This is a genomic window from Pseudocitrobacter faecalis (genome assembly GCF_965231525.1).
GTDB classification, from domain to species: Bacteria; Pseudomonadota; Gammaproteobacteria; order Enterobacterales; family Enterobacteriaceae; genus Pseudocitrobacter; species Pseudocitrobacter faecalis.
Map to the genome: position 1 here is coordinate 1,874,209 of NZ_CBDDNJ010000002.1, position 23,790 is coordinate 1,897,998.

The 23,790-nt window shown below is 53.2% G+C and carries 19 protein-coding genes; 8 read left to right on the plus strand and 11 right to left on the minus strand.

Going from position 1 to position 23,790, the window contains the following annotated elements:
- Positions 1 to 81: 81 nt before the first annotated feature.
- Both ACOXYR_RS09755 and malX read right to left on the minus strand, forming a co-directional pair.
- Positions 82 to 1,254 carry a MalY/PatB family protein gene (locus ACOXYR_RS09755; protein WP_421355983.1) on the minus strand — a complete coding sequence of 391 codons (1,173 nt, stop codon included), beginning with the start codon at positions 1,252 to 1,254 and terminating at the stop codon, positions 82 to 84.
- A gap of 66 nt (positions 1,255 to 1,320) precedes the next feature.
- Complete coding sequence (gene malX / locus ACOXYR_RS09760; RefSeq protein ID WP_421355984.1) at positions 1,321 to 2,913, minus strand: maltose/glucose-specific PTS transporter subunit IIBC; 1,593 nt, start codon at positions 2,911 to 2,913, stop codon at positions 1,321 to 1,323.
- 172 nt (positions 2,914 to 3,085) lie between these two features.
- On the opposite strand from malX, the gene ACOXYR_RS09765 reads away from it, so the two are divergent.
- Positions 3,086 to 4,114, plus strand: coding sequence for a Mal regulon transcriptional regulator MalI (locus ACOXYR_RS09765; RefSeq protein WP_407731107.1), 1,029 nt, complete (start codon positions 3,086 to 3,088; stop codon positions 4,112 to 4,114).
- 136 nt (positions 4,115 to 4,250) lie between these two features.
- Here the strand turns inward: ACOXYR_RS09765 and ACOXYR_RS09770 are convergent, their stop codons facing one another.
- Both ACOXYR_RS09770 and manA read right to left on the minus strand, forming a co-directional pair.
- Positions 4,251 to 5,804, minus strand: coding sequence for a YdgA family protein (locus ACOXYR_RS09770; RefSeq protein ID WP_421355985.1), 1,554 nt, complete (start codon positions 5,802 to 5,804; stop codon positions 4,251 to 4,253).
- Positions 5,805 to 5,903: 99 nt separating this feature from the next.
- Complete coding sequence (gene manA / locus ACOXYR_RS09775; protein ID WP_421355986.1) at positions 5,904 to 7,082, minus strand: mannose-6-phosphate isomerase; 1,179 nt, start codon at positions 7,080 to 7,082, stop codon at positions 5,904 to 5,906.
- Between the two features lie 228 nt (positions 7,083 to 7,310).
- Here manA and fumA point away from each other — a divergent pair, with 228 nt between their 5' ends.
- Both fumA and fumC read left to right on the plus strand, forming a co-directional pair.
- Positions 7,311 to 8,957 carry a class I fumarate hydratase FumA gene (gene fumA, locus ACOXYR_RS09780; protein ID WP_108474350.1) on the plus strand — a complete coding sequence of 549 codons (1,647 nt, stop codon included), beginning with the start codon at positions 7,311 to 7,313 and terminating at the stop codon, positions 8,955 to 8,957.
- 117 nt (positions 8,958 to 9,074) lie between these two features.
- Positions 9,075 to 10,478 (plus strand): class II fumarate hydratase, encoded by a 1,404-nt coding sequence (fumC, locus tag ACOXYR_RS09785; protein ID WP_113856948.1) that lies wholly within the window; start codon positions 9,075 to 9,077, stop codon positions 10,476 to 10,478.
- Here fumC and tus read toward each other — a convergent pair.
- From tus to rstA, 3 genes are all read right to left on the minus strand, one after another.
- Entirely contained in the window at positions 10,475 to 11,407 is a 933-nt protein-coding gene (gene tus / locus ACOXYR_RS09790; RefSeq protein ID WP_421355987.1) for a DNA replication terminus site-binding protein, read from the minus strand. The genes fumC and tus overlap by 4 nt on opposite strands.
- Before the next feature lie 74 nt (positions 11,408 to 11,481).
- A complete protein-coding gene (gene rstB, locus ACOXYR_RS09795; RefSeq protein WP_108474347.1) occupies positions 11,482 to 12,783 on the minus strand; it encodes a two-component system sensor histidine kinase RstB in 1,302 nt (433 codons plus the stop codon).
- 2 nt (positions 12,784 to 12,785) lie between these two features.
- Positions 12,786 to 13,505, minus strand: a complete 720-nt coding sequence (gene rstA / locus ACOXYR_RS09800) for a two-component system response regulator RstA (protein ID WP_108474346.1) — start codon at positions 13,503 to 13,505, stop codon at positions 12,786 to 12,788.
- A 122-nt stretch (positions 13,506 to 13,627) separates the two neighbouring features.
- Between rstA and ACOXYR_RS09805 the strand changes: the two genes are divergently transcribed.
- The gene (locus tag ACOXYR_RS09805) at positions 13,628 to 13,963 is read left to right on the plus strand and encodes a GlpM family protein (RefSeq protein WP_421355988.1); all 336 of its coding nucleotides are present in this window, start codon (positions 13,628 to 13,630) and stop codon (positions 13,961 to 13,963) included.
- Here the strand turns inward: ACOXYR_RS09805 and folM are convergent.
- From folM to ydgH, 3 genes are all read right to left on the minus strand, one after another.
- Positions 13,960 to 14,682, minus strand: a complete 723-nt coding sequence (gene folM, locus ACOXYR_RS09810) for a dihydromonapterin reductase (RefSeq protein ID WP_421355989.1) — start codon at positions 14,680 to 14,682, stop codon at positions 13,960 to 13,962. The genes ACOXYR_RS09805 and folM overlap by 4 nt on opposite strands.
- A gap of 35 nt (positions 14,683 to 14,717) precedes the next feature.
- Positions 14,718 to 16,100, minus strand: coding sequence for an amino acid permease (locus ACOXYR_RS09815; RefSeq protein WP_108474343.1), 1,383 nt, complete (start codon positions 16,098 to 16,100; stop codon positions 14,718 to 14,720).
- A 172-nt stretch (positions 16,101 to 16,272) separates the two neighbouring features.
- Positions 16,273 to 17,223, minus strand: a complete 951-nt coding sequence (gene ydgH, locus ACOXYR_RS09820; protein WP_113856943.1) for a DUF1471 family protein YdgH — start codon at positions 17,221 to 17,223, stop codon at positions 16,273 to 16,275.
- Between the two features lie 521 nt (positions 17,224 to 17,744).
- Here ydgH and pntA point away from each other — a divergent pair.
- From pntA to ACOXYR_RS09835, 3 genes are all read left to right on the plus strand, one after another.
- Positions 17,745 to 19,274, plus strand: a complete 1,530-nt coding sequence (gene pntA / locus ACOXYR_RS09825; protein WP_108474341.1) for a Re/Si-specific NAD(P)(+) transhydrogenase subunit alpha — start codon at positions 17,745 to 17,747, stop codon at positions 19,272 to 19,274.
- A 10-nt stretch (positions 19,275 to 19,284) separates the two neighbouring features.
- Positions 19,285 to 20,673, plus strand: coding sequence for a Re/Si-specific NAD(P)(+) transhydrogenase subunit beta (gene pntB, locus ACOXYR_RS09830; RefSeq protein ID WP_108474340.1), 1,389 nt, complete (start codon positions 19,285 to 19,287; stop codon positions 20,671 to 20,673).
- A 125-nt stretch (positions 20,674 to 20,798) separates the two neighbouring features.
- Positions 20,799 to 20,987 carry a YdiH family protein gene (locus ACOXYR_RS09835; RefSeq protein WP_108474339.1) on the plus strand — a complete coding sequence of 63 codons (189 nt, stop codon included), beginning with the start codon at positions 20,799 to 20,801 and terminating at the stop codon, positions 20,985 to 20,987.
- A 70-nt stretch (positions 20,988 to 21,057) separates the two neighbouring features.
- Here the strand turns inward: ACOXYR_RS09835 and uspE are convergent, their stop codons facing one another.
- Complete coding sequence (gene uspE, locus ACOXYR_RS09840; protein ID WP_108474338.1) at positions 21,058 to 22,008, minus strand: universal stress protein UspE; 951 nt, start codon at positions 22,006 to 22,008, stop codon at positions 21,058 to 21,060.
- 585 nt (positions 22,009 to 22,593) lie between these two features.
- Here uspE and ACOXYR_RS09845 point away from each other — a divergent pair.
- Complete coding sequence (locus ACOXYR_RS09845) at positions 22,594 to 23,697, plus strand: cobalamin-independent methionine synthase II family protein (protein WP_421355990.1); 1,104 nt, start codon at positions 22,594 to 22,596, stop codon at positions 23,695 to 23,697.
- Positions 23,698 to 23,790 lie beyond the last annotated feature (93 nt).

Below are 23,790 nucleotides of genomic sequence, written 5' to 3' on the forward strand. Positions count from 1 at the left end.
AGATTAAGTGCGCGCTATTATAAAAACATTTCACTGCAAAAAGCTATTTGCGCAACGAAAAATTATCGTTGCGCAAAATCGTTAGCGTAACGTGTTGATGGCCGCAATCAAACGTTCGACGCCTTGTTCTAGCTTCGAGCGAGGGCAGCCAGCATTGAGGCGAATAAAACCGTTACCTTCTTCGCCATAGGTATAACCCGGCATGATGGCCACTTTTTGCTGTTTGATCAGCACATCCTGTAGCGCGTTGTCGTCAATGTTTAGTGGACGCAAATCGACCCATGCCAGATACGTTGACTCGGGCATCGCCCAGTTCAGTTCCGGGAATGCGGTATTCAGCGTCTGCGCGATGTAGCGCATATTATCCTGTAAGTAGTTGCGCAGAGCATCCAGCCACGGCTCGCCTTCGCGGTAGGCCGCGATGTGCGCCACGAGTGCTGGTACCGACGGGGAAGAGAGGCCGTCGCGGCTTTTCAGTGCAAACAGATAATCGTTGCGCGCGATTTCGTCGGCTATCAAACCATAGGCCCCGGTGAAGGCCGGAATATTGAAGCTTTTTGAACCCGATGTGAACAGCGCCCATGGGCTGCGCGCCACGTCGCACCACGGAGTATGCTGGTGATTGCCCCACACCATATCCATGTGGATTTCATCGCTGATGACCCGCACGCCATGCTTCTCGCACAGCTCAGCCATCGTGTTGAGCTCATCGCGCGTCCACACTTTCCCGGTGGGGTTATGCGGGCTGCACAACAGCAAAATTTTGTTTTGTGGCTGTGCCAGCGCCGCTTCCAGTTTTGCCATATCGCAAATCCACTGGTTCTCTGCTTTCTCCAGCGGTACGCCGACAATCGTACGCTGATTACCGGTAATGGTTTTGAAGAAGGCATCATATGCGGGTGTGTGTACCACAACGCCATCCCCGGGCGCGGACCACTGGCGAATCATCTCCGCCACCATATAGATGACGGACGGCCCGTAAACAATACTTTCCTCGTCGATCATGCTATGAAAACGGCGGGCAAACCAGTGCACGATAGCGGGGGGAAACGCATCGTTTTTCCAGCGGCTGTAACCGAAGACACCGTGCGCCAGGCGTTTGGTCAGCGCATCGAGAATACAGGGGGCGGTGGCGAAATCCATATCGGAGATGGTAAACGGCAGGAGGTCGGCGTCACCAAAACGGTCGGCAACATAATCCCACTGGGTACACCATGTACCATGCCGGTCTATCACCGTTGAGAAGTCAAACATGTGAAATCCTTAACTGTTAGCGAGGACGCTATTTTGCCCCTGCGCGAGGCAGGGGCAAAGGGCGTTTTATGCCTGAACGGTATTCATCAGCACCGCAATCTCGTCTTTAACGGATTGTACCTGTGGGCCAATCACCACTTGAAGGTTGTGCTGGTTAAGCTGTACGACACCGATCGCGCGGTTAGCTTTCAGCGCTTCTACGTCGACTTTTGACATATCCTCGACGGACAAACGCAGGCGGGTGATGCAGTTATCCAGAGAAACAATATTTTCAGCGCCACCGAGAGCCGCAAGAATGGCCGGGGTGTTGTAACCGGATTTACCGATAGTCCCGGCGACTGCTTTTTCGACGGCATTGCTGGTTTCGATATCGCGACCCGGCGTTTTGATGTTAAAGCGCGTAATGGCGAAGCGGAAAATCGCGTAGTAGGCGACGAACCAAATGGCAGCCACCACTGGCACCATATACCATTTGGTGGAGAGGCCGTGCAGAATACCGAAGACCACGAAGTCGATAACGTTGCCGTCCGTGTTGCCAATCGTCACGCCAAGAATCGCCATCATGGTGAAGCCCAGGCCAGTCAGCAGCGCGTGAATGACGTACAGCACCGGTGCCACGAACAGGAACAGGAATTCCAGCGGTTCAGTGGTGCCGCCCACGACGCAGGCGATCACGCCGGAAATCAGCAGCCCTTTAATTTTATGACGGTTTTCCGGGCGAGCACAGTGGTACATCGCCAGTGCCGCACCCGGCAGGCCGCCGAGGAAAGCAGGCATTTTACCCTGAGACAGGAAGCGCGTGGCGCTTTCGGAGAAGCCGTGAGTTTCCGGGCAGCTTAACTGCGCCTGGAAGATGGTCAACGCACCGCTGACAGTGTGACCGCAGACATCCATCGTGCCGCCCGCTTCGGTAAAGCGAATCAGTGCGACCAGAATGTGGTGCAGACCAAACGGCAGCAGCAGACGTTCACCGGTACCAAAAATCATCGGGCCAAAGTCGCCCGCGCTGTTGATAACATGACCCAGCGCGTTGATACCCATCGCAAACACCGGCCAAATTAGCGGGATGACCAGGCCAACCAGGCCTAATACAACGGTGGTGATAATCGGAACAAAACGGGTGCCGCCAAAGAACGCCAGCGCATCCGGCAGGCGGATGGTGTGGAAACGTTCATGCAGCAGCCAGACGATGATCCCGGCGATCACCGCGCCAAGAATACCGGTGTCGATAGACTGAATACCGAGAATATTCTGGATGTTATTGGCTTTCAGAACCGCGGCATCGGTGGTGGGAAGGATACCTTTAGCCGTCAGCCAGAAGTTGACCGCCAGGTTCATGACCGCGTAACCGACAAAACCGGCGAAGGCGGCGACGCCTTTGTTTTCTCGTGCCAGACCCAGCGGGATGGCGATACAGAACATCACCGGCAGGAAGCTAAACGCGAAAGATCCGACTTTGCTCATCCAGATAAAGAGCGCCTGCAGGAACGGGGTGTCGAGCCACGGCAGGAGCGTGAGAACGTCATGGCTGCTGAGGGAACTGCCGATCCCCAGCATGATCCCGCAGAAGGACAGCAGGGCGACAGGAAGCATGAATGTCTTGCCAAGCTGTTGAAAGAACTCCCACAATGTGACTTTTTGTGCTGCTCTGGTCGTCATCGAACGACTCCTTGTACAAAAAATGGGTTAAAGAGGTTGTGGAGCGCAAGATAAAACGTTTTACCCAATTTTAGTGCGAGTGAAATCACATAATGAAATGATGATAACGTTTATAAAGTATCTTATTAGGTAAAACGTTTTATCGATCACTTAAAAGGAATCGCCAGTCCTTATGGCAATTGCAAAAAAAGTCACGATCAATGATGTCGCTCTGGCCGCTGGTGTATCGGTGAGTACAGTCTCACTGGTGCTCAGTGGGAAAGGGCGGATCTCCAACGCGACCGGTGAGCGGGTGTATCAGGCCATCGACCAGTTAGGTTTTGTGCGTAACCGCCAGGCGGTGTCTCTGCGCGGCGGGCAAACCGGCGTCATTGGGCTGATTGTCGGCTCGCTGTCGTCACCGTTTTATGCGGAACTGACCGCCGGGCTGACGGCCTCGCTGGAGTCACAGGGAAAAATGGTTTTTTTGACCCAAAGCGGGCGCAAAGGTGAGAACATGCTGGCGCGCTTTGACGCGCTGGTGGCGCAGGGTGTGGATGGTGTGGTGATTGCGGGGGCGGTGGATCAAGCCAGTGAGCTACGCGAGAAAGCGGAGGCGTCGAATATTCCGCTGGTTTTCGCATCCCGTGCGAGTTATCTCGATGAAGTGGATTTGATTCGCCCGGATAACATGCAGGCGGCGCAGGTGGTGACCGAAGATCTCATTCGCCGTGGACACCAGCGTATTGCCTGGCTGGGTGGACAGAGCGCGTCGTTAACGCGCGCCGAGAGGGTTGGCGGCTATTGCTCAACGCTGATTAAATTCGGCCTGCCGTTTCACAGTGAATGGGTCGTTGAGTGTGAATCCAGTCAAAAGCAGGCGGCAGACGCCATAACGTCGTTATTGCGCCATAACCCAACCATCACCGCCGTGCTGTGCTACAACAATGTCATTGCGATGGGGGCCTGGTTTGGCCTGATGCGTGGCGGGCGCCAAAGCGGGGAAGGCAGCGTCGAGAGCTATTTTGATCAACGCGTTACGCTGGCTGCCTTTGCAGAAGTGCCGGAAAGTGCGTTAGATGACGTGCCGTTAACGTGGGTGACAACGCCTGCGCGTGAGATGGGTGAAAGTGTAGCGGAGCGAATTTTACAGCGTATTGAGACCGGGCAGACGTCGACGCGTAATGTGATCATGCCGCCAAGGTTGGTGGCCAGAAAATAGTGCGAAATTGCCTGATTTCTGCAATATAGTGAATTTACACTGTTTTGTAGGCCGGATAAGGCGTTTACGCCGCATCCGGCAAGAACACGCACACGTTGTCAGAAAGTTAAGCCCCTCGAATGAGGGGCCTGATAGTTTATTGTGCCGGTGCCGGTGCCGGTGCCGGTGCCGGTTCGCTCGGCGTGACTGGCGGCTGCGGTTCATCCTGCTGGATGGCAGGAGCCTGCAAACCAAACATTCCCGCAAAGTCGTCCAGCGGCATCTTATTACCATTGAGGGTCACCTGACCGTTGGCATACTGCAGGCTGGAGGTCACCTGGTTGTCTTCCGTGGTGGTCAGACGGAACATCTGGCCCATCGCGGCGAAGCCTTTCACCTGCTGGCTGGCCAGCTTCTCGGCTTCTTCCTGCTGATACCCTTCCAGCTTCGCAATCTGGGTCATAAATTCGGTCGCCATATCCATCGGGATAACCAGCTTACCGTCGATTGATTTCACCAGCGTGTCCACCTGCTGCGCCAGCGTTTGTACCGGCTGAGTGGCCTGCGCGGGATCTTTAAGCAGCAACGACAGATTCAGGGTGGTTTCACCTTTGGCGTTTTTCCAGCTGAGCGGCGCGACGGTGATTGACGGATCGCCCTTCAGCAACACCGGTAAGGCGCTAAAGAACGCTTCGGTAATTTTTTCCTGGTACAGTTCCGGGTTGCTTTGCAGTTCCGGCTGAGCCAGTAGCGCCTGCGCCTGGGCATTATACTGCTGGCTAAACTGGTGCCATGCCTGGCCGTCAATATTGCCGACTTTCAGCGTCAGTTTGCCGCTACCCATGTCCTGGCTTTGCAGCTTCAGGCTCTTCACTGCGTAATCGAGCTGGCTGTTCACTTTTTTGCCGTCAGCAGAAAGGTCAGATTTACCATCCAGCGTCATGCCTTCCAGCACGGTTAGCTCTTTACCTTCTACGGAAACCGCCACTTTATCCAGGCTGATTTTCTGGTTGCCGACGCGCTCGTCGAAGCTCGCCAGTTTGCTGCTGCCTTCGGTTTTCAGATTATTGAAAGTGAGCTGTACCTTCTGATTGTACTCGTTCACTGCATTGACCAGACCGCTTTCCGCTTCGCCGGTGAGCGACACAACGTTACCGTCACGGTCTGCCGAAAGTTCAAAATCACCGCCGCTGAACGCCACTTTTTCAGCGTCTTTTTCATAGTTCAGCGGTTTGAGATTGATAGCAGAGTGGGTATCACCGCCATAGCTGATACGGGTATCTATCACAAACGGCGTTTCGCCTTTGGCGATATCAAACAGCGGCTTAGTCACGTCATTGTTCACCAGAGTGGTATTCACCGAGGCCATAGACGGAACGAGATTAAAGCGTTTTAACGCCGCCAGCGGGAACGGGCCGTGATCGACATCCTCGTTAAGCACCACGCTCTGGCCCGGTTTCAGCAGGGCTTTATCTGCGCCAGCGATAGGCTTAACCACCATTTTCAGTTGGCTGCTAAAGATGCCGCGCTGGTAATCCTGATAGCTCAGCTCCAGGCCTGCTTCCGGTGCGGTACGTTTCAGTTGGGCATTGGCCTGCGCCACCATGTCCGCAAAACGACTTTCCAGCTGTTTCCCGGTATACCAGGCACCACCTGTCCAGATAACCCCTAACGCAACAACAACCCCAACAGCGACCAGCGATTTTTTCATAGCATTTATCCATAAAATGAAACCGGGCGAAATCATATCGCCCGGTTATGTCATAAGGCTGTGTTTAAGATTAGCAAGCCCACGTTAAAACTTCAGTATTTACTTCAGCTTATTATAGACGCGTGCCAGTTTGCCGTTGCCGCTTACCTGAATCGGTGATTCCGCCGCGCTGATAAACGCGGATTCGCCTGGCTTCAGATGAAGAGATTCCCCCCCTTTACTGATGAGCGCTTCGCCTTCCAGACAAAACAGGATGGCGGCGCTCTGCTGGGCGATAGCTGTCGGCTGTGTGTTGAGATCGTGCAACGAAAACGCGAAGTCATCGACCGGAATTGGAAAGTCCAGTTCAGGGCCGTTTTTCACCGGTTGGGTGAGCAGTTCGGCCGCGGGTTTGGCCTCAAACTTCACGTTTGCCACCAGTTCCGGGATATCAATGTATTTCGGCGTCAGCCCGGCGCGCAGTACGTTATCTGAGTTGGCCATCACTTCCAGCGCGGTGCCCTGGAGGTAGGCGTGCGGCGTTTCAGCAAACAGGAACATCGCTTCGCCTGGTTTCAGTTTCACCACGTTCAGCAGTAGCGGCGAGAACAAACCGCTGTCGTCCGGGTAAAATTCTGAAATGACACGGATGGTCTGCCAGGGTTCGCCCTGTTGGCTCGCAAGCGCGGAACGCAGGATTGCCAGTGCGCGCGCTTTCTCTTCACCCTGCATGTTAAGCAGGCTGGCAAAAAGTTCGCTCAGACGCTCGCCATTCGGCTGTTCGAGGAAATGGGCAATGGCGGTATGCGCTCCGGCTACCGGTTGCAGCAGTGAAACAATCTCGTTGAATTCGCGAAAGGCATTCATCGCCAGGAAAGGCGTCAGGGCAAAGACCAGCTCCGGCTTATGGTTCGGATCTTTGTAGTTACGTTCAGGCGCGTCCATGGCGATACCCGCCGCATTCTCTTTGGCGAAGCCAATTTCCGAGGCGCGTTTATTCGGGTGTACCTGAATCGAAAGCGGCTGTGCGGCGCAGAGTACTTTAAATAAAAACGGCAGCTCGCCAAAACGCTCGGCGACCTCGCGGCCCAGCAGCGTCGCTTTGTCGGCGTCAATCACGTCGCGCAGTGAACGTTCGGTTCCCTGATTATCGGTGATTTTTGAGCTGCTCTTCGGATGCGCGCCCATCCAGAGTTCTGCCATCGGCAGATTGTCCGGGTTGGCGATGCCGTAGAGTTCCGTTAACGCACTTTTACTGCCCCAGGCATAGTTTTGCACTGAGTTGATGAGTTTTTGCATTATCAAGCCCTGTATCAATGTGGATTCTTTGGCGGTATTAAAGCAATAAATGCGCTATGGCGTCACCGGAAAAAATAAAAAGTCGTACTAGTCTCAGTTTTTGTTAAAAAATTGTGTACGATAGGGTGACTCGCTTTTGAGCCGGGCAAATGGATATGTGCTCTGCATGTTTGCCCTACATTCCCAAATGGGTAGAAAACATCACCTGAAGCAGTAAGTGAGAATACAATGTCGAACAAACCTTTTTACTATCAGGATCCTTTTCCACTGAAAAAGGATGAAACCGAGTATTACCTCCTCAGTTCCGATTACGTCAGCGTTGACGAGTTTGCCGGCCAGGAAGTGTTGAAAGTTGACCCGCAAGCCCTGACGCTCCTCGCAAAACACGCATTCCATGATGCCTCTTTCATGCTCCGCCCCGCCCACCAACAGCAGGTTGCCGATATCCTCAGCGACCCGGAAGCCAGCGAAAACGATAAGTACGTTGCGCTTCAGTTCCTGCGTAATTCTGATATCGCCGCGAAAGGCATCCTGCCCACCTGTCAGGACACTGGCACGGCGATTATTGTTGGTAAAAAAGGCCAGCGCGTGTGGACCGGTGGCGGTGACGAGGCAGCGCTGTCACGCGGGGTGTATGACACCTTTATTGAAGATAACCTGCGCTATTCGCAAAACGCCCCGCTGGACATGTACAAAGAGGTGAACACGGGCACCAACCTGCCTGCGCAGATTGACCTCTACAGCGTCGATGGTGACGAATACAAATTCCTGTGCATCGCCAAGGGCGGCGGTTCCGCTAACAAAACCTATCTTTATCAGGAAACCAAAGCGCTGATCACGCCGGCGAAACTGAAAAATTATCTGGTTGAGAAGATGCGCACGCTGGGTACTGCGGCTTGTCCGCCGTATCACATCGCGTTCGTGATCGGCGGGACATCCGCCGAAACAACCCTGAAAACCGTGAAACTGGCCTCGACCAAATATTACGATGGCTTACCGACGGAAGGGAACGAGCACGGTCAGGCGTTCCGCGATATCGAACTGGAAAAAGAGTTGCTGATTGAAGCGCAAAACCTTGGCCTGGGCGCGCAGTTCGGCGGCAAATACTTTGCTCACGACATTCGCGTGATTCGTCTGCCGCGTCACGGCGCATCCTGTCCGGTGGGCATGGGCGTATCCTGCTCGGCTGACCGTAACATCAAGGCCAAAATTAACCGTGATGGCATCTGGATTGAAAAACTGGAGAGCAACCCGGGGAAATACATTCCGGAATCGCTGCGTAAAGCGGGCGAGGGCGAAGCGGTAAAAGTTGACCTGAACCGCCCGATGAGCGAAATCCTTAAACAGCTTTCACAATATCCGGTTTCTACGCGTTTGTCGCTTTCCGGCACCATTATTGTGGGGCGCGACATTGCGCACGCCAAACTGAAAGAGCGCATGGATCGCGGTGAAGGCCTGCCGCAGTATATTAAAGATCATCCGATTTACTACGCTGGCCCGGCAAAAACACCGGAAGGTTATGCCTCGGGGTCGCTGGGCCCAACCACCGCAGGGCGTATGGACTCCTACGTCGACCAGCTTCAGTCGCAAGGCGGTAGCATGATCATGCTGGCGAAAGGTAACCGTAGCCAGCAGGTCACCGACGCGTGCCACAAGCACGGCGGTTTCTATCTGGGCAGCATCGGCGGCCCGGCGGCGGTGCTCGCGCAGAGCAGCATCAAGAGCCTGGAATGTGTGGAATATCCTGAACTTGGGATGGAAGCCATCTGGAAAATTGAAGTTGAAGACTTCCCGGCGTTCATTCTTGTCGATGACAAGGGGAATGACTTCTTCCAGCAGATTCAGGCCTCACAGTGCACCCGCTGCGTAAAATGAGTTAGCCGCCCTATGGGGCGGTTTTTTTATGCTTAAAGGCGTAAAACCTTCCATAATTAAAAATGGTTTGCATGAGCAATGTCACTTCACAATCACTTTGTTATCAAGGAGAAAGTAATGACAACGACACGCCGCGAGAACGATTCAATGGGCGCTATTGATGTCCCCGCCGAGAAACTATGGGGCGCACAAACCCAACGATCGCTGGAGCATTTTCGAATTTCCACGGAGAAAATGCCGGTCTCGCTGATCTACGCTCTGGCGCTCACCAAGCGTGCGGCGGCGAAGGTAAACCAGGATTTAGGGCTGCTGCCGACGGAAAAAGCCGATGCCATAATCCGCGCAGCGGATGAAGTGCTGGCAGGCAAGCATGCCGATGAGTTTCCGCTGGCTATCTGGCAAACCGGTTCCGGTACGCAAACCAACATGAATATGAATGAGGTACTGGCTAACCGGGCAAGTGAACTGCTCGGCGGTGTTCGTGGCATGGAGCGTAAGGTTCACCCCAACGACGATGTGAACAAAAGCCAGAGCTCAAACGATGTATTCCCAACGGCAATGCATGTTGCGGCGCTGATTGGCCTGCGCGAACAGTTGATCCCGCAGCTAAACGAGCTAAAAGAGACGCTGAAGCAGAAGTCGGATGCTTTCCAGGATATCGTCAAAATTGGCCGTACCCATCTACAGGACGCCACGCCGTTGACGCTGGGGCAAGAATTCTCTGGCTGGGTGGCGATGCTGGAGCACAACCTGAAGCACATTGAACTCAGTTTGCCGCACGTCGGTGAACTTGCACTGGGCGGCACGGCGGTCGGTACCGGGCTAAATACCCATCCCGAATATGCGGTACGCGTGGCGAAAGAACTGGCGGAATTTACCCATCAGCCGTTTATCACTGCACCTAATAAATTCGAAGCGCTTGCCACCTGTGATGCTCTGGTACACGCCCACGGCGCGCTGAAAGGCTTAGCGGCGTCGCTAATGAAAATCGCCAACGATGTGCGCTGGCTGGCCTCTGGCCCGCGTTGCGGCATTGGTGAAATTGCTATTCCTGAGAATGAGCCAGGCTCGTCCATCATGCCGGGCAAAGTCAACCCGACGCAGTGTGAAGCGATGACCATGCTCTGCTGTCAGGTGATGGGCAACGATGTCGCCATCAACATGGGCGGGGCATCGGGCAACTTTGAACTGAACGTCTACCGCCCGATGATTATCCATAATTTCCTGCAATCCATCCGTCTGCTGGCGGACGGCATGGAGAGTTTTAACGCGCATTGTGCGGTGGGCATTGAACCGAATCGCGAGCGTATTAATCAGTTGCTTAATGAGTCACTGATGCTGGTCACCGCGCTGAATACGCATATTGGCTACGATAAAGCCGCTGAAATTGCCAAAAAAGCCCATAAAGAGGGGCTGACGCTGAAAGCTTCCGCGCTGTCGCTGGGTTACCTCACAGAAGCCGAGTTTGATAGCTGGGTGCGTCCGGAGTCGATGGTCGGAAGTATGACCGCAAAAGGTTAATCGGTCGCCAGCCATAAGTGCAGCCGCGGAATAATCAATTGCAGCGGCTGTGCTTGCGGTTTGTGACGATACTGCACGTTATCGGCATCGTAATTTAGCAACTCACCTAAATCGGGGACGCTGACCGCTCCCGGACCGGAAACCAGCGCAATCAGCGGTGCAGGGCAGGCGTACTGTACTTGCTTTTGTTCTCCGGCATACCACACCCGCGCGATAGGTTGCACTTTCACCGGGCGCTTAATCTTTAGCCGCGCTTTTTGCGGCAACGCAGCAACGTCCTGATACTCACGTTCCAGCTTCGCCTGCCACTGCTCGCGCGTCCACGGTGGCACCGCGCGTGGCGATTGCAGGCTTTTTTCTAACTGCGCCAGTACTTCGTCGCGAGTTAAATTCTTGATGATATGTTTATTTGCCCAGCCGAATCGAATGGTACTGGGGTCATCAAGCAATGTCAGCGTGCGATAGGCATTGAGTGTGATAAGCCCCGGAAGATGGCGATGAACCCAGTCGAAGCGGGCGACGGACGGGAGCCCGGAATCAACCGTGATAATCTTTTCAAACGCGCCCTTCAGGGTATTTACGCGCAAAATGCGTTCACGCAGTGCTTCATGTTGTGACGTTGTCACGTTAAGGCAGATGGCACCAGGCAGGCGCACCGCGGCTTTACTGCTGCGGGTTTCCGACTGCTGCTGAATAAACAGATGTCCGAAATGCGACAGCGCCATGGTCAGCGCAGTTTTACCGATATGCTGTACCACCTGAATTTCCGACAAAGGGGCGTGCTCGTCTTCTTTACGGATCTCCGGCAGTTCAAAAATGCGGGCAGCCAGCAAGCGGCATTCGGCGAGTTGCTCGCGCACCGCGAGCAATTCGCGCTCAAGCTGACGAAATGTGCTGGTCAGGCGTTCAACAAGATCATAGTCAGCCATTTTACCACCTTAGTTACAACATACTTTTTAATTATTGCACTATAGCCCGGCATCGGGCTACGTGCAAATCTGCGTCAGGCAGCGGGGGGAAAGGTGATGTGGTGATAAACGGGCCAGTGAAGGCTGAAGTTCGCGCCGCCCAGTTCGCTATCGTCGCAACGGACTTCACCGCCCATCGCCACCGCAATGGAGTGTACAATTGCCAGACCCAGCCCACATCCACCGGTGGCGCGATCGCGGCTGGGATCAAGGCGCACAAACGGCTCGAAAACCCGTTCCCGTTCGGACGGCGCGATGCCGGGGCCATCATCCTCTACGCGTAAACAGGCGCGGCTGCCGTCAAGCGTCAGGCTAATTTGAATCTGCTTCTGGCTGTAACGCAGGGCATTGTTAACAAGATTATCCAGTACACGTTCCATCAGGCGCATATCCAGCGCACCATAGTCACCTGGCATCAACTGCTTCAGCGAAAGCGTTCGCTCGGGCGTGACGGCCTGAACGTCTTCCACGTGCGATGCAATCCAGACGGCCAGGTTAGGCGTAGTGAGCGAAAGCTCCGTTTTAGGGCGGTCGAGACGGGCGTAAGTAAGCAGTTCTTCAATCAGCGCTTCCAGTTGACTGATATCACGGTTCAGCGCCTGGGATTCGGCGTCGCTCAGATTTTCGCTCATCTCCAGACGATAACGCAGTCGCACCAGCGGCGTACGCAGTTCGTGGGCGATCCCGTCGATAAGCTGTTTCTTACTGGCAATCAGCGCGTTGATGTTATCGGCCATCTGATTAAAGGCCACGCCCAGGCGCTCAAAGCTGGACATACTGTCAAAATGGATGCGTTCGCCAAGATGGCCCTCGCCAAAACGTTGCGCGGCGCTCTCAAGGCGCAGCATATCCTGCCAGTGCGGACGCATCCAGATGAACACCGGAAAGGCCAGTGAGATGGCGATAAAGGCCATCAGCGCCACATCGAACAGACGCATCTCATGCAGGAAATAGAGATAGGGCACCGGGCCGACCGCCAGAACATAATGGCTGCGCGGAATCCGCTGAATAAAGGTGTACTGATCGTCGAGCGCGACGATATCGCCTTCTCGCAAGTGTTTCATCGACACCTCAGCGAGGTGGAATTTATTCAGTGGCTCAATGCGCAAATCAAAGGAGAGATTAAGATCCAGCTCTTTTAACGTTTTGCTCCAGTCACGCGGCGGGATTTCGCGCAGTTCGCTGCGCATCAGATAAAGCGAGCTTTTCATCAAATCGTCCAGCGACTGTCGGCCTGCACGTTCGGCGGTGAATTTATACACCAGCCCAACCAGCATGGTCATCACCAGAAAGCAGACAAACAGCAGCAGGTAAAACTGCACGAACAGTTTTTTCACGATCAGTTATCCCAGGCGTGTGGTGCAAACAAATAGCCTTTATTGCGAACTGTTTTAATCCGATAAGGCTCGGTCGCACTATCCAGCAACTTTTTACGCAGCCGCGAAATCGCCACGTCAACGCTGCGATCCATGCCGTCATAGCTGACGCCACGCAGATTTTTCAGCAGCGCGTCGCGATCCATAATTTGCCCCGCATGGGTCGCAAGCTCCCACAGCAGGTCAAAATCGGCGGTAGAAAGGGCAATGGTATCACCGCTCAGTTCCACCTGACGGTTTACCGGGTCGATGAACAGCGTGCCAAAGCGAATCGCTTTATGCGGCGTCATGGCGGGTTGCGGGGCAATTCCGGCAGAGGAAGGTGCGTGCTGGCGCAGATGCAGACGTACACGCGCGAGCAACACAGCGGGCGGGGTGGTTTTCAGGATGTAATCGCTGGCACCCATTTCAAGCGCCAGAATATGGTTCATGTCGCTGTCGAGCGAGGTGAGCAAAACGATCGGGCCCGGAAACTGACCACGCAGGTCGCGGCACAGAGTCATGCCATCTTTACCGGGTAGCATGATATCCAGCAGAACGAGATCGGGTTGCTCTCGGGCAATGGCTGCTTCGGCAGTATCACCGCGGGGTTCGACCACAACATCCATATCGTGCTTTGCCAGATACGCGGCGATCAGCGCGCCAACGTCTGGATCATCCTCTACGAAAACGATCTTATTCATGTGCTCAGATGTACTTAAAAGAATTAACATACACCTGCAGTGCGTAGCCTTCCATTAATCATTCATAAACAACATAAATTCAGCTATGCTGCGAACACATCTTGTTGGTTGGCTGAAGAAAAATGGCACTGCTGATTAAGGCGCTATTGGGTGCGCTGGTGGTCTTGCTGATAGGGATTTTGGCAAAAACAAAAAATTACTATATTGCCGGGTTAATCCCGCTGTTTCCTACTTTTGCGATGATCGCGCACTACATTGTCGCCAGCGAGCGCGGCACGGAAGCGTTACGTGCCACTATCGTTTTCGGCATGTGGTCGATTATTCCTTATTTTCTCTATCTGCTGTCGCTGTGGTATTTCACCGGCTTTCTGCGACTGCCCCTGGCGCTGGCAGGAGCGGTAGGTTGCTGGAGCGTGAGCGCCTGGCTGCTAATTCTGGTCTGGAGCCGCTTTCATTAAGCGAGCGGTCGCCCGCCATCGACGGCAAAGGTTCGTCCGGTCACGTAGCAACTGGTGAGCAGGTAATCGACCAGATCGATAATCTCTTTCTCGCCTGGGGCAATTTTCATCAGTGATTTATTCAGTGCCTGCTGACGATAGGCCGCGTCATCGCTTTCATTGAACAGGATCAGCGATGGCGCGATGGCATTCACTTTGACTTCTGGCGCCAGTTTTTTGGCAAACGAACGGGTCATATTGTCGAGCGCCGCTTTGCTGGCTGCGTAAGCGATGTGCTTTTCGCTGCCGCGTTCCACCACGTAATCAGTAAAGTGGATAATATCGCTGGCTGCATGCCCATGGCCGCGCAGCAGGCTTTCCAGTGCGTGGTTCAACAGGTAAGGGGCATTGACGTGTACCTGCATCATGGCGTGCATCACGTCGCTCAGCGGCTGACGTGGATTTTCCGGTATCCATGCGCTGGCATTATGAATCACCGCGCGCAGGCCGCTACAGCGAATTTTCACCTCTTCGGAGAACGCGATGATACCGCCATCGGTTGAAAAATCAGCCTGAATGCACTGTGCACCGGCTTTCTCCAGCACATCAATGGCGGGAAGATGGGTTCGATAACTGACAATTACCGGTTGCTGTTGATTAAGCAAGTGGTGGGCCAGCGCCAGGCCAATGCGACGGCCTGCGCCGGTAATGAGGATTGGGCGCGAAAGCGTCTCTCCCATCGTCGTCTCCTTATCGTTTAACGATGGGGAGATCTCTACCCCATCAACAGCCACGTTGCCGGGATGGCGGCAACCAGTAATAAGCCAATCAATGCCAGTTCGCGACGTTTTAGCAGCACATTATCGACATGAGTGCGACGCGCATAGAGAAACACCAACAGCCCGGGCGCGTAGAGCACAACGGATAACAGCAGATGCATTGGTCCGGACGCATACAGTAACCATAAGCCATAAATGCACGCACCGATACCCACGGCTTTATGCAGCGGTCGGGTAGCAATTTTCAGCAGAAACGCGCCTACGAGGAAATAGGGTACCAGAATCATCTCGGAGGCGATGGTCAGCAGTGTATTGTAATCCGAGCCCGTCATCCAGATAAGCACCAGGCTCACCTGCACGCTAATGTTAGTCAGCCAAAGCGATGCCGACGGCGCATTGTTGGCATTCTGGCGAGCAAACACGCGTGGAAAAGCTTTATGCGTCGCCGCCAGCAGCGGCACTTCCGCCGCCATAATCGTCCAGCTCAGATAAGCCCCGCACACGGAGACAATCAGTCCGGCGGCAATGACGATTTCACCCCAGGAGCCCATCATTTTGACCATCAATCCGGCCATCGATGGATTACGCATTTCCGCCAGTTCCGGACGCGCAACCACACCCAGCGACAGCAGCGTCACCAGCAGATAAACCCCGAGAGCGGAAAGCACCGCCAGCAGCGTAGCGCGGCCTACATCTTTCTTGTTACGTGCGCGTGCAGAAACCACCACCGCGCCTTCCACGCCGATGAACACCCACAGGGTAATGAGCATGGTGTTTTTCACCTGCTCCCATACCGGCACGCCCAGTTCAATGCCGCTAAAATCGAGCGAGAAGGTGTCCATTTTGAAGGCAATAGCCGCGAGAACGATGAACAGACCGAGCGGTACCAGTTTTGCCAGCGTCGCGACAAGATTAATACCCGCCGCCGTTTGTACGCCGCGCAATACCAGGAAGTGAACGATCCACAGCAGAACAGAGGCGCCGACAATCGATTGCCAGGTATTTCCGTCGCCAAACAGACGCAGTTCTGGCGTATCGGTAAAAAAGCTCAGCGCTGAGAAGACAATAACCAGATAGGAGACGTTGGCGATAACCGCACACAGCCAGTAGCCCCATGCAGAGCAGAAACCAATCAGTTCGCCGAAGCCTTCACGGGCGTAGGTAAAAATACCGCCGTCCAGGTCCGGGCGAATGCGGGTCAGGATTAACATCGCAATTGCCAGAAACAGGATCCCAACCCCGGTAATGGCCCAGCCAATAAGCAGCGCAACCGGGCTGGCGACAGCCGCCATATTCTGTGGAAGGCTGAAAACACCCGCGCCAAGCATGGAGCTCAAAACAAGGGCGGTCAGGGCGCTAAGGCCAAGTTTCTTTTCCATGAGGATCCTGTTGTAAACGACATCAAACCAGAATATTTATTTGGCGAAATCGCATAAACATGGAAGATTGCGCCAGGCGCGCGATTTTACGGAGTGTGGGGAGTGCATGCAATGAGTTCAGGCATAAAAGCGTAAAAAAGGCGGCAAGCGCCGCCTTTATGCACAACCTAAATTACTTATAGAGGTCGGCGCTGATGGTGACGTTCCCGCCACGTTCCTGCCACTGGCGCGTAATATGGTAGTACTTCGCACCTTTTTTGGCTGCGCGTTTGGCAACCTGGTAGGAGACTTCAGACATATTGCCGTAGTTGCCGGTGAACTTCACGCTGTCGAACGGAATCATCTGCGCGGCAGTGATTTTGTTCAACTCTTCAACTTTAGTGCCATCCGGCAGCGTGACAGTGTAACGTCCGCCTTTAGATGACTGTGTTTCGAAGAAACGACCTACACCGGTACCGGCGCCCACGGAAGCAGTGGTTGCCACGCCAGGGATCTCCACGGTTTTGGCTTCTTCGCCACCTTTCGCCAGTTTTGCACGACCTGCTTCGGAATCAGCCGGGATAGCATCCGGGCTTTGCAGCACGCGTTTTTTGGCATCTTCTTTATAGATGAAGGCGGTAATGCGCTGATTGCCGCCCTGGTTGGCATCAACCTGACGCACGATATAGAACGAATACGCACCTTTAGCTTTTGCCGCTTTGGTGATGGCGTCGTTCACTTCCGGCTGGCTACGGTAGAAGCCCTGGATAGTCACGGTATCGTACGGTTCGAGAGTCACGGCCTGATCTTTTGGCAGTTCCATCACGCCGTTAATGATGCGGTTTTTCGGGGCATCGGCTTTGGCAGCATCGTCTTTGTAGAGATCGGCTGTCACGCGCCAGTTACCGCCATTGCCATAATCGGAGGTATCAACCACATAAAAAGAGGCAGCGCCTTCTTTATCTGCTTTACGGGAAACGGCCTGAACGGCATCGCCAATGGCATTAAAGCGGCCGGTAACCACGACACGGTCGTAAGGTTTCAGTGCGGCTGCTTGCTCCGGCGTCAATTCTGTCGCTGCGTGAGCGGACACAGCCGCGGCAGACAACAGAGCGGACACGAGTAGAGTGTTCTTAAGCTTCATAAAAATAATCCTTCGCCTTGCGCAAACCAGGTACTGGTGTTGTTGTTGACTGAAAACCCAATGATTATTGCATTTAATTCGACTCACTGTCTGCGTGATTTTTCACATCAGATGCGAAGCGGATAACTGTTTTGCATAACTTTTCGCGATATGTTGAAAAAACAGGCTGTTGACCGGAAAAGCGGGTCATCGATATCACTTTTTCAAGTTAATATATTGTTAAATCGCTTCATCACTCTGGCGAAAAATCATGTTTTGCCGCTTCGCTTAAGCGAATTATCAGGCCTGGCTATCAATTTCAGGTAAATATCCCTGACCTGCTTATGCAAAGTAATTTTTCCTGCATAAAATCAAAAATAGTGTTTTCAGGTTGTAGATCACAACGGGTATTTTCAGTAGGTTATAGAAAGTTTGTTACTGTTTTATTTTTGGGTTGATGAACGACTGTGCGTTTATTGCGCCAGCGGTTCGGACCTGGTATGACGGCAAACCATCATTAAAAACCGATGGAAGGGAAAACTATGCGTATTGGTGTACCAAAAGAGAGGTGGCCCCAGGAGACGCGAGTGGCGGCAACACCGAAAACGGTGGAACAACTGCTAAAACTTGGCTTCAGCGTGGCGGTGGAAAGCGGTGCGGGTAAACTGGCAAGTTTTGAGGACGACGCGTTTACTCAGGCGGGCGCAGAAATTGTCGACGGTGATAATGTCTGGCATGCCGACGTTATTTTGAAAGTTAATGCGCCGCTGGAGGAAGAAATTGCGCTGCTCAATCCGGGCACGACGCTGATTAGCTTTATCTGGCCGGCCCAGAACCCGGAATTAATGGAAAAACTCGCCGCGCGCAGTATTAACGTGATGGCGATGGACTCCGTGCCGCGTATTTCGCGCGCGCAGTCGCTTGATGCCCTGAGCTCCATGGCCAATATCGCCGGTTATCGGGCGATTGTCGAAGCGGCGCATGAATTTGGTCGTTTCTTCACCGGGCAGATTACTGCCGCAGGTAAAGTACCGCCGGCAAAAGTGATGGTCATTGGTGCTGGCGTAGCGGGTCTGGCGGCAATTGGCGCAGCTAATAGTCTTGGCGCGATTGTACGTGCCTTCGATACTCGTCCTGAAGTGAAAGAGCAGGTACAGAGTATGGGCGCGGAGTTCCTTGAGCTCGACTTCAAAGAAGAAGCGGGCAGTGGGGACGGCTATGCCAAAGTGATGTCTGATGCGTTTATCAAAGCGGAAATGGCACTCTTCGCTGCACAGGCAAAAGAGGTCGACATTATTGTCACCACGGCATTGATTCCGGGCAAACCGGCACCGAAGCTCATCACCCGCGAAATGGTTGACTCCATGACGCCGGGCAGTGTGATTGTTGACCTCGCGGCGCAAAATGGCGGTAACTGTGAATATACGGTCGCCAATGAAGTGGTCACCACCGCGGGCGGTGTGAAAGTGATTGGTTATACGGATTTACCCGGTCGTTTGCCGACACAATCGTCCCAGCTTTACGGGACTAACCTGCTGAACTTGCTGAAACTGCTGTGCAAAGAGAAAGAGGGTTCTATTACCATCGATTTCGAAGACGTTGTTGTGCGTGGCGTGACGGTGGTACGTGAAGGAGAAGTCACCTGGCCTGCGCCGCCGATTCCCGTTTCCGCTCAACCTCAGGCCGCTGCGAAGACCGTTGAAGCGCCAAAAGAGCCGGAGAAACCCGTCTCCCCGTGGCGTAAATACGCAATGATTGCCCTGGCGATAATTCTGTTTGGCTGGCTTGCCAACGTCGCGCCGAAAGAGTTCCTCGGCCACTTCACCGTTTTTGCGCTTTCCTGCGTGGTGGGTTACTACGTGGTGTGGAACGTCTCACATGCACTGCATACCCCGCTGATGTCGGTCACTAACGCCATCTCGGGGATTATCGTCGTCGGCGCGTTGCTGCAAATTGGCGACGGTGGTTGGGTAAGCTTCCTGAGCTTTATCGCGGTGCTGATCGCCAGCATTAATATTTTTGGTGGATTCACCGTCACTCAGCGCATGCTGAAAATGTTCCGGAAGAACTAAGGGGTAGCACATGTCTGGAGGATTAGTTACTGCTGCATACATTGTTGCCGCAATCCTGTTTATTTTCAGTCTTGCCGGGCTTTCAAAGCACGAGACATCCAAGCAGGGGAATACGTTTGGTATCACGGGGATGGCGATTGCGCTAATTGCCACTATCTTTGGGCCGGATACGCATAATGTGGTGTGGATTATTATCGCAATGGCGATCGGCGGCGCGATTGGTATCCGTCTGGCGAAGAAAGTCGAAATGACCGAAATGCCGGAACTGGTGGCGATTCTGCACAGCTTTGTCGGTCTCGCCGCGGTGCTGGTGGGCTTTAACAGTTACCTGCATCACGATGCTGGTCAGGAACAGATTCTGGTCAATATCCACCTGACGGAAGTATTCTTAGGGATCTTTATCGGTGCGGTGACCTTCACCGGTTCGGTGGTGGCTTACGGTAAATTGTGCGGCAAAATCTCGTCTAAACCGTTGATGCTGCCGAACCGTCATAAACTGAATCTGGCGGCGCTGGTGGTTTCCTTCCTGCTGCTGGTGGTTTTCGTTCGCACGGATAGCGTCGGTCTGCAAGGGCTGGTGCTGGTTGTCATGACTGCTATCGCGCTGGCCTTTGGCTGGCATCTGGTGGCATCCATCGGCGGGGCGGATATGCCGGTGGTGGTGTCAATGCTGAACTCCTATTCTGGTTGGGCGGCAGCGGCAGCGGGCTTCATGCTCAGTAACGACCTGCTAATCGTAACAGGCGCGCTGGTCGGTTCTTCCGGTGCGATTCTGTCGTACATCATGTGTAAAGCGATGAACCGTTCATTCTTTAGCGTGATAGCGGGCGGCTTCGGCTCCGACGGTTCTTCGACCGGCGGCGATGAAGAGATGGGCGAATACCGCGAAATCACTGCGGAAGATACCGCTGAAATGCTGAAGAATTCGCATTCAGTTATCATCACCCCAGGCTACGGCATGGCGGTGGCGCAGGCGCAGTATCCGGTGGCGGAAATCACCGAGAAGCTGCGTGCACGCGGGGTTAACGTCCGTTTTGGTATTCACCCGGTTGCCGGGCGTTTACCGGGGCACATGAACGTACTGCTGGCGGAAGCCAAAGTGCCGTATGACATCGTGCTGGAAATGGACGAAATCAACGACGACTTCAGTGATACAGACACCGTGCTGGTCATTGGCGCTAACGACACCGTTAACCCGGCGGCGCAGGACGATCCGAAGAGTCCTATCGCGGGCATGCCGGTTCTGGAAGTCTGGAAGGCGCAGAATGTCATCGTCTTCAAACGTTCCATGAACACGGGTTATGCCGGCGTACAGAACCCGTTGTTCTTTAAAGAGAACACGCAGATGCTGTTCGGTGATGCGAAAGCCAGTGTCGATGCGATTCTGAAATCTCTGTAAGAGTCATGTCTGAGAAGCCGTCTCTTTCGAGAGACGGTTTTTTTTTGCACAGGATTGCTTTTGGTCAAAAAACAGACACTGCAATGTGATATACTTCACAGGTTCCTTCAAAAACAGAGGCTTTTATGGATACCGAATTGACCCCCGCACAGCTGGCTATTGAATATCTTCGTCGTGATACCACTGTGCTTACGCCCGCGCAATACCTCAAAAAACTGAAACAGCTGGAATTAGAATTCGCTGACCTGATGGCGCTTTCTTCTCTTGAGCTGAAAGAAGAGATCGACCTTGCCTGGCGCTACGGTATTCATTAATGCAGCGCGGCTGCAAAAAATAAACCCGCCGTAATGGCGGGTTTATTGTTTCTGACGTCAGTGTTATCCCTTAATCGTCTTCGTCGTCATCCAGTTCGACAGGTGTCTCATAGTCGTTCGGTTTAATGGCCAGCAAATCACAGCGCAGATGATCGATAACTTGTTCCGCTGTATTGCCCAGGAATGCCGCAGAAAGCCCGGTACGACCGACCGTACCCAACACGACAACCCCCGCTTCAAGATGCTCTGCGAGATCGGGGATCACTTCTTCAGGTAGCCCCTTTTCGACGTGGGTAAACTTCTCATCGATACCATACTTCTGACGTAATGCTTTCATTGCCAGCAAATGCTGACCACGAATCGCATCGTTATAAACGCTTGGGTCAAAATCGGGCAGTTCAATGGCAATATTGATCGGCGTAACAGGGTAGGCACCCACCAAATGCACTTCTGTATGATTTACCAGTTGCGCCAGTTCCAGCGTTTCTTTAACCAGTCTGTCGTTTAACGCATTATGATAGGGCTCTTCGCTGGCGAGGTTGACCGCTACCAGCGCTTTCCCGCCTTCCGGCCACGGTTGGTCTTTCACCATCCATACCGGGCACGGGCATTTACGCAGCAGGTGCCAGTCGGTTGGGGTGAAAATAACGGATTCCAGTTTGTCGTGCTGATGCGCCATTTTCAGCAGTAAATCGTGACCGCCGCTAATGACTTCCTGAATGATGGCTTCGAAAGGACGGTTGTGCCAGACCACTTTGATTTCAATGGGCACGCCTGCTTCAATGTAATATTTCGCCTGCTCGCGGATCCATGCGGCACGTTGGCTAATGACCCCCTGGCGCATGGCTGTTCGCTCGTCGGGAGACAGCAGCGTCGTCATTTCATACGAAAAATCATAGATAGGCAAAAATGCCTTAATGGTGCCACCAATCCGTTGATGTAGATAAACGGCACGCCGCAATGCGGGCTGATCGTCCTGGTTAGGATCGATGGCTACCAGCATGTTTTGATACTTGGCCATACAGGGTCTCCTTACAACTGTAACCTCAGTTCGTCTTTAAAAGATAACTCATATGGAGTGAATGAAACAGGGGAGAACCTTCGCAAGATCAATAAATGAGGGAAATTTAATAAAGACGGGAGGATAAATCTGAAGGGAAATAAAACAGGGAGAAAAACGCGCTTATCCCGGAGAGGAAAGTATAAACAAAAAGGCCGCATCGCTGCGACCCTGATATTTCCGCCCTTACGCGTGCAGAAACGCTCTCATCACCCATGCGACCGCGATGCAGCCCAGGGTCCATTGCACAACAAAACTCATACTCTCAACCAACTTATTCTTTTAACGGCCCGTTTGGCCAGATACTTCTTTCCACGTTAACGCGCAGATACTGGCTCTTAAGGTACTGCTGACTGTGATCAAGATCCACTTTTTTGACATGTTTTAGGAAACTTAAACATGAATTTTCTTCAAGTGTACTGAAATTTTCTCGTTTGCATACGAACGTTTGTTGTGTGATTGTGGACGTATAGCCATCCAGAAGTCTTTATTCAAAAAACAAATAATCACGTTCAGCAATGGTTAACTGGACGTTATGGAGATCACATGCAAAGTCAATACGCTCCGTTCCGCGCCGATGTCGTGGGCAGTTTTTTACGACCGGACACCATTAAGCTCGCCCGCCAGCAATTTGCGCAGGGGGAGATCACTGCACAGCAACTGCGTGCGGTCGAAGATGAGGCGATTCGCCACGTAGTGGAACAACAATGCTCATGCGGTTTGCATATCGTTACCGACGGTGAATTCCGCCGCGCATGGTGGCACTTTGACTTCTTCGATGGCCTTCAGGGCGTCGAACGTTATGATTCAGAGCAGGGGATTCAGTTTAATGGCGTGCAAACCAAAGCGCACGGGGTTCGCGTGACGGGTAAGTTAGGCTTTGGTGAACACCCGATGCTCAATGACTTCCGTTATCTGAAGAGCATCAGCGGTAACGCGACGCCTAAAATGACCATTCCCAGCCCCAGCGTGCTGCATTTTCGCGGTGGTCGTAAAGATATTAATGCGGATGTCTATCCCGATCTTGAGGCTTATTTTGACGATCTGGCGACCACCTGGCGCGATGCGATTCAGGCGTTTTATGCAGCCGGCTGCCGTTATTTACAACTTGATGACACCGTATGGGCCTATTTATGTTCAGATGCGCAACGTCAGCAAATTCGTGAGCGTGGGGACGATCCGGATCAGCTCGCGCGTATTTATGCTCGCGTGATTAATAAGGCGCTGGAGAATAAACCGGCAGACCTGATAATTGGCTTACATGTTTGTCGTGGAAATTTCCGTTCGACCTGGATTTCAGAGGGCGGCTATGAGCCTGTAGCGGAAATATTATTTGGCAGCGTCAATGTCGATGCTTTTTATCTGGAATATGACAATGACCGTTCCGGGGATTTCGCACCGCTACGCTTCGTTCGTCCCGGTCATCAGCAGGTCGTGCTTGGGCTGGTGACTACCAAAAATGGTGAGCTGGAAAACCCAGAAGGAATCAAGGCTCGTTTGGAGGAAGCATCTCAGTATGTGGCGAAAAATCAAATTTGCCTCAGCCCACAGTGTGGTTTCGCTTCAACAGAAGAAGGGAACAGCCTGACACCGGCACAGCAGTGGGACAAAATCAAATTAATTACCGAAATAGCTGAACAGTTCTGGTAATTCACTATCGTATCTCATGAAGCCGCACAATGCTGCGGCTTTTTTTGTTTTTAAGAAATACCCTAGAAAAATTATACGGCTGAAAGAACCATA

Coding starts and splice junctions, on each gene's coding strand:
- pntA (WP_108474341.1), top strand. CDS start 17,745: ATGCGTATTGGTGTACCAAAAGAGAGGTGGCCCCAGGAGACGCGAGTG.
- ACOXYR_RS09835 (WP_108474339.1), top strand. CDS start 20,799: ATGGATACCGAATTGACCCCCGCACAGCTGGCTATTGAATATCTTCGT.
- malX (WP_421355984.1), bottom strand. CDS start 2,913: ATGACGACCAGAGCAGCACAAAAAGTCACATTGTGGGAGTTCTTTCAA.
- fumC (WP_113856948.1), top strand. CDS start 9,075: ATGACAACGACACGCCGCGAGAACGATTCAATGGGCGCTATTGATGTC.
- tus (WP_421355987.1), bottom strand. CDS start 11,407: ATGGCTGACTATGATCTTGTTGAACGCCTGACCAGCACATTTCGTCAG.
- ydgH (WP_113856943.1), bottom strand. CDS start 17,223: ATGAAGCTTAAGAACACTCTACTCGTGTCCGCTCTGTTGTCTGCCGCG.
- pntB (WP_108474340.1), top strand. CDS start 19,285: ATGTCTGGAGGATTAGTTACTGCTGCATACATTGTTGCCGCAATCCTG.
- manA (WP_421355986.1), bottom strand. CDS start 7,082: ATGCAAAAACTCATCAACTCAGTGCAAAACTATGCCTGGGGCAGTAAA.
- uspE (WP_108474338.1), bottom strand. CDS start 22,008: ATGGCCAAGTATCAAAACATGCTGGTAGCCATCGATCCTAACCAGGAC.
- ACOXYR_RS09765 (WP_407731107.1), top strand. CDS start 3,086: ATGGCAATTGCAAAAAAAGTCACGATCAATGATGTCGCTCTGGCCGCT.
- fumA (WP_108474350.1), top strand. CDS start 7,311: ATGTCGAACAAACCTTTTTACTATCAGGATCCTTTTCCACTGAAAAAG.
- ACOXYR_RS09770 (WP_421355985.1), bottom strand. CDS start 5,804: ATGAAAAAATCGCTGGTCGCTGTTGGGGTTGTTGTTGCGTTAGGGGTT.
- ACOXYR_RS09755 (WP_421355983.1), bottom strand. CDS start 1,254: ATGTTTGACTTCTCAACGGTGATAGACCGGCATGGTACATGGTGTACC.
- folM (WP_421355989.1), bottom strand. CDS start 14,682: ATGGGAGAGACGCTTTCGCGCCCAATCCTCATTACCGGCGCAGGCCGT.
- ACOXYR_RS09845 (WP_421355990.1), top strand. CDS start 22,594: ATGCAAAGTCAATACGCTCCGTTCCGCGCCGATGTCGTGGGCAGTTTT.
- rstA (WP_108474346.1), bottom strand. CDS start 13,505: ATGAATAAGATCGTTTTCGTAGAGGATGATCCAGACGTTGGCGCGCTG.
- ACOXYR_RS09805 (WP_421355988.1), top strand. CDS start 13,628: ATGGCACTGCTGATTAAGGCGCTATTGGGTGCGCTGGTGGTCTTGCTG.
- ACOXYR_RS09815 (WP_108474343.1), bottom strand. CDS start 16,100: ATGGAAAAGAAACTTGGCCTTAGCGCCCTGACCGCCCTTGTTTTGAGC.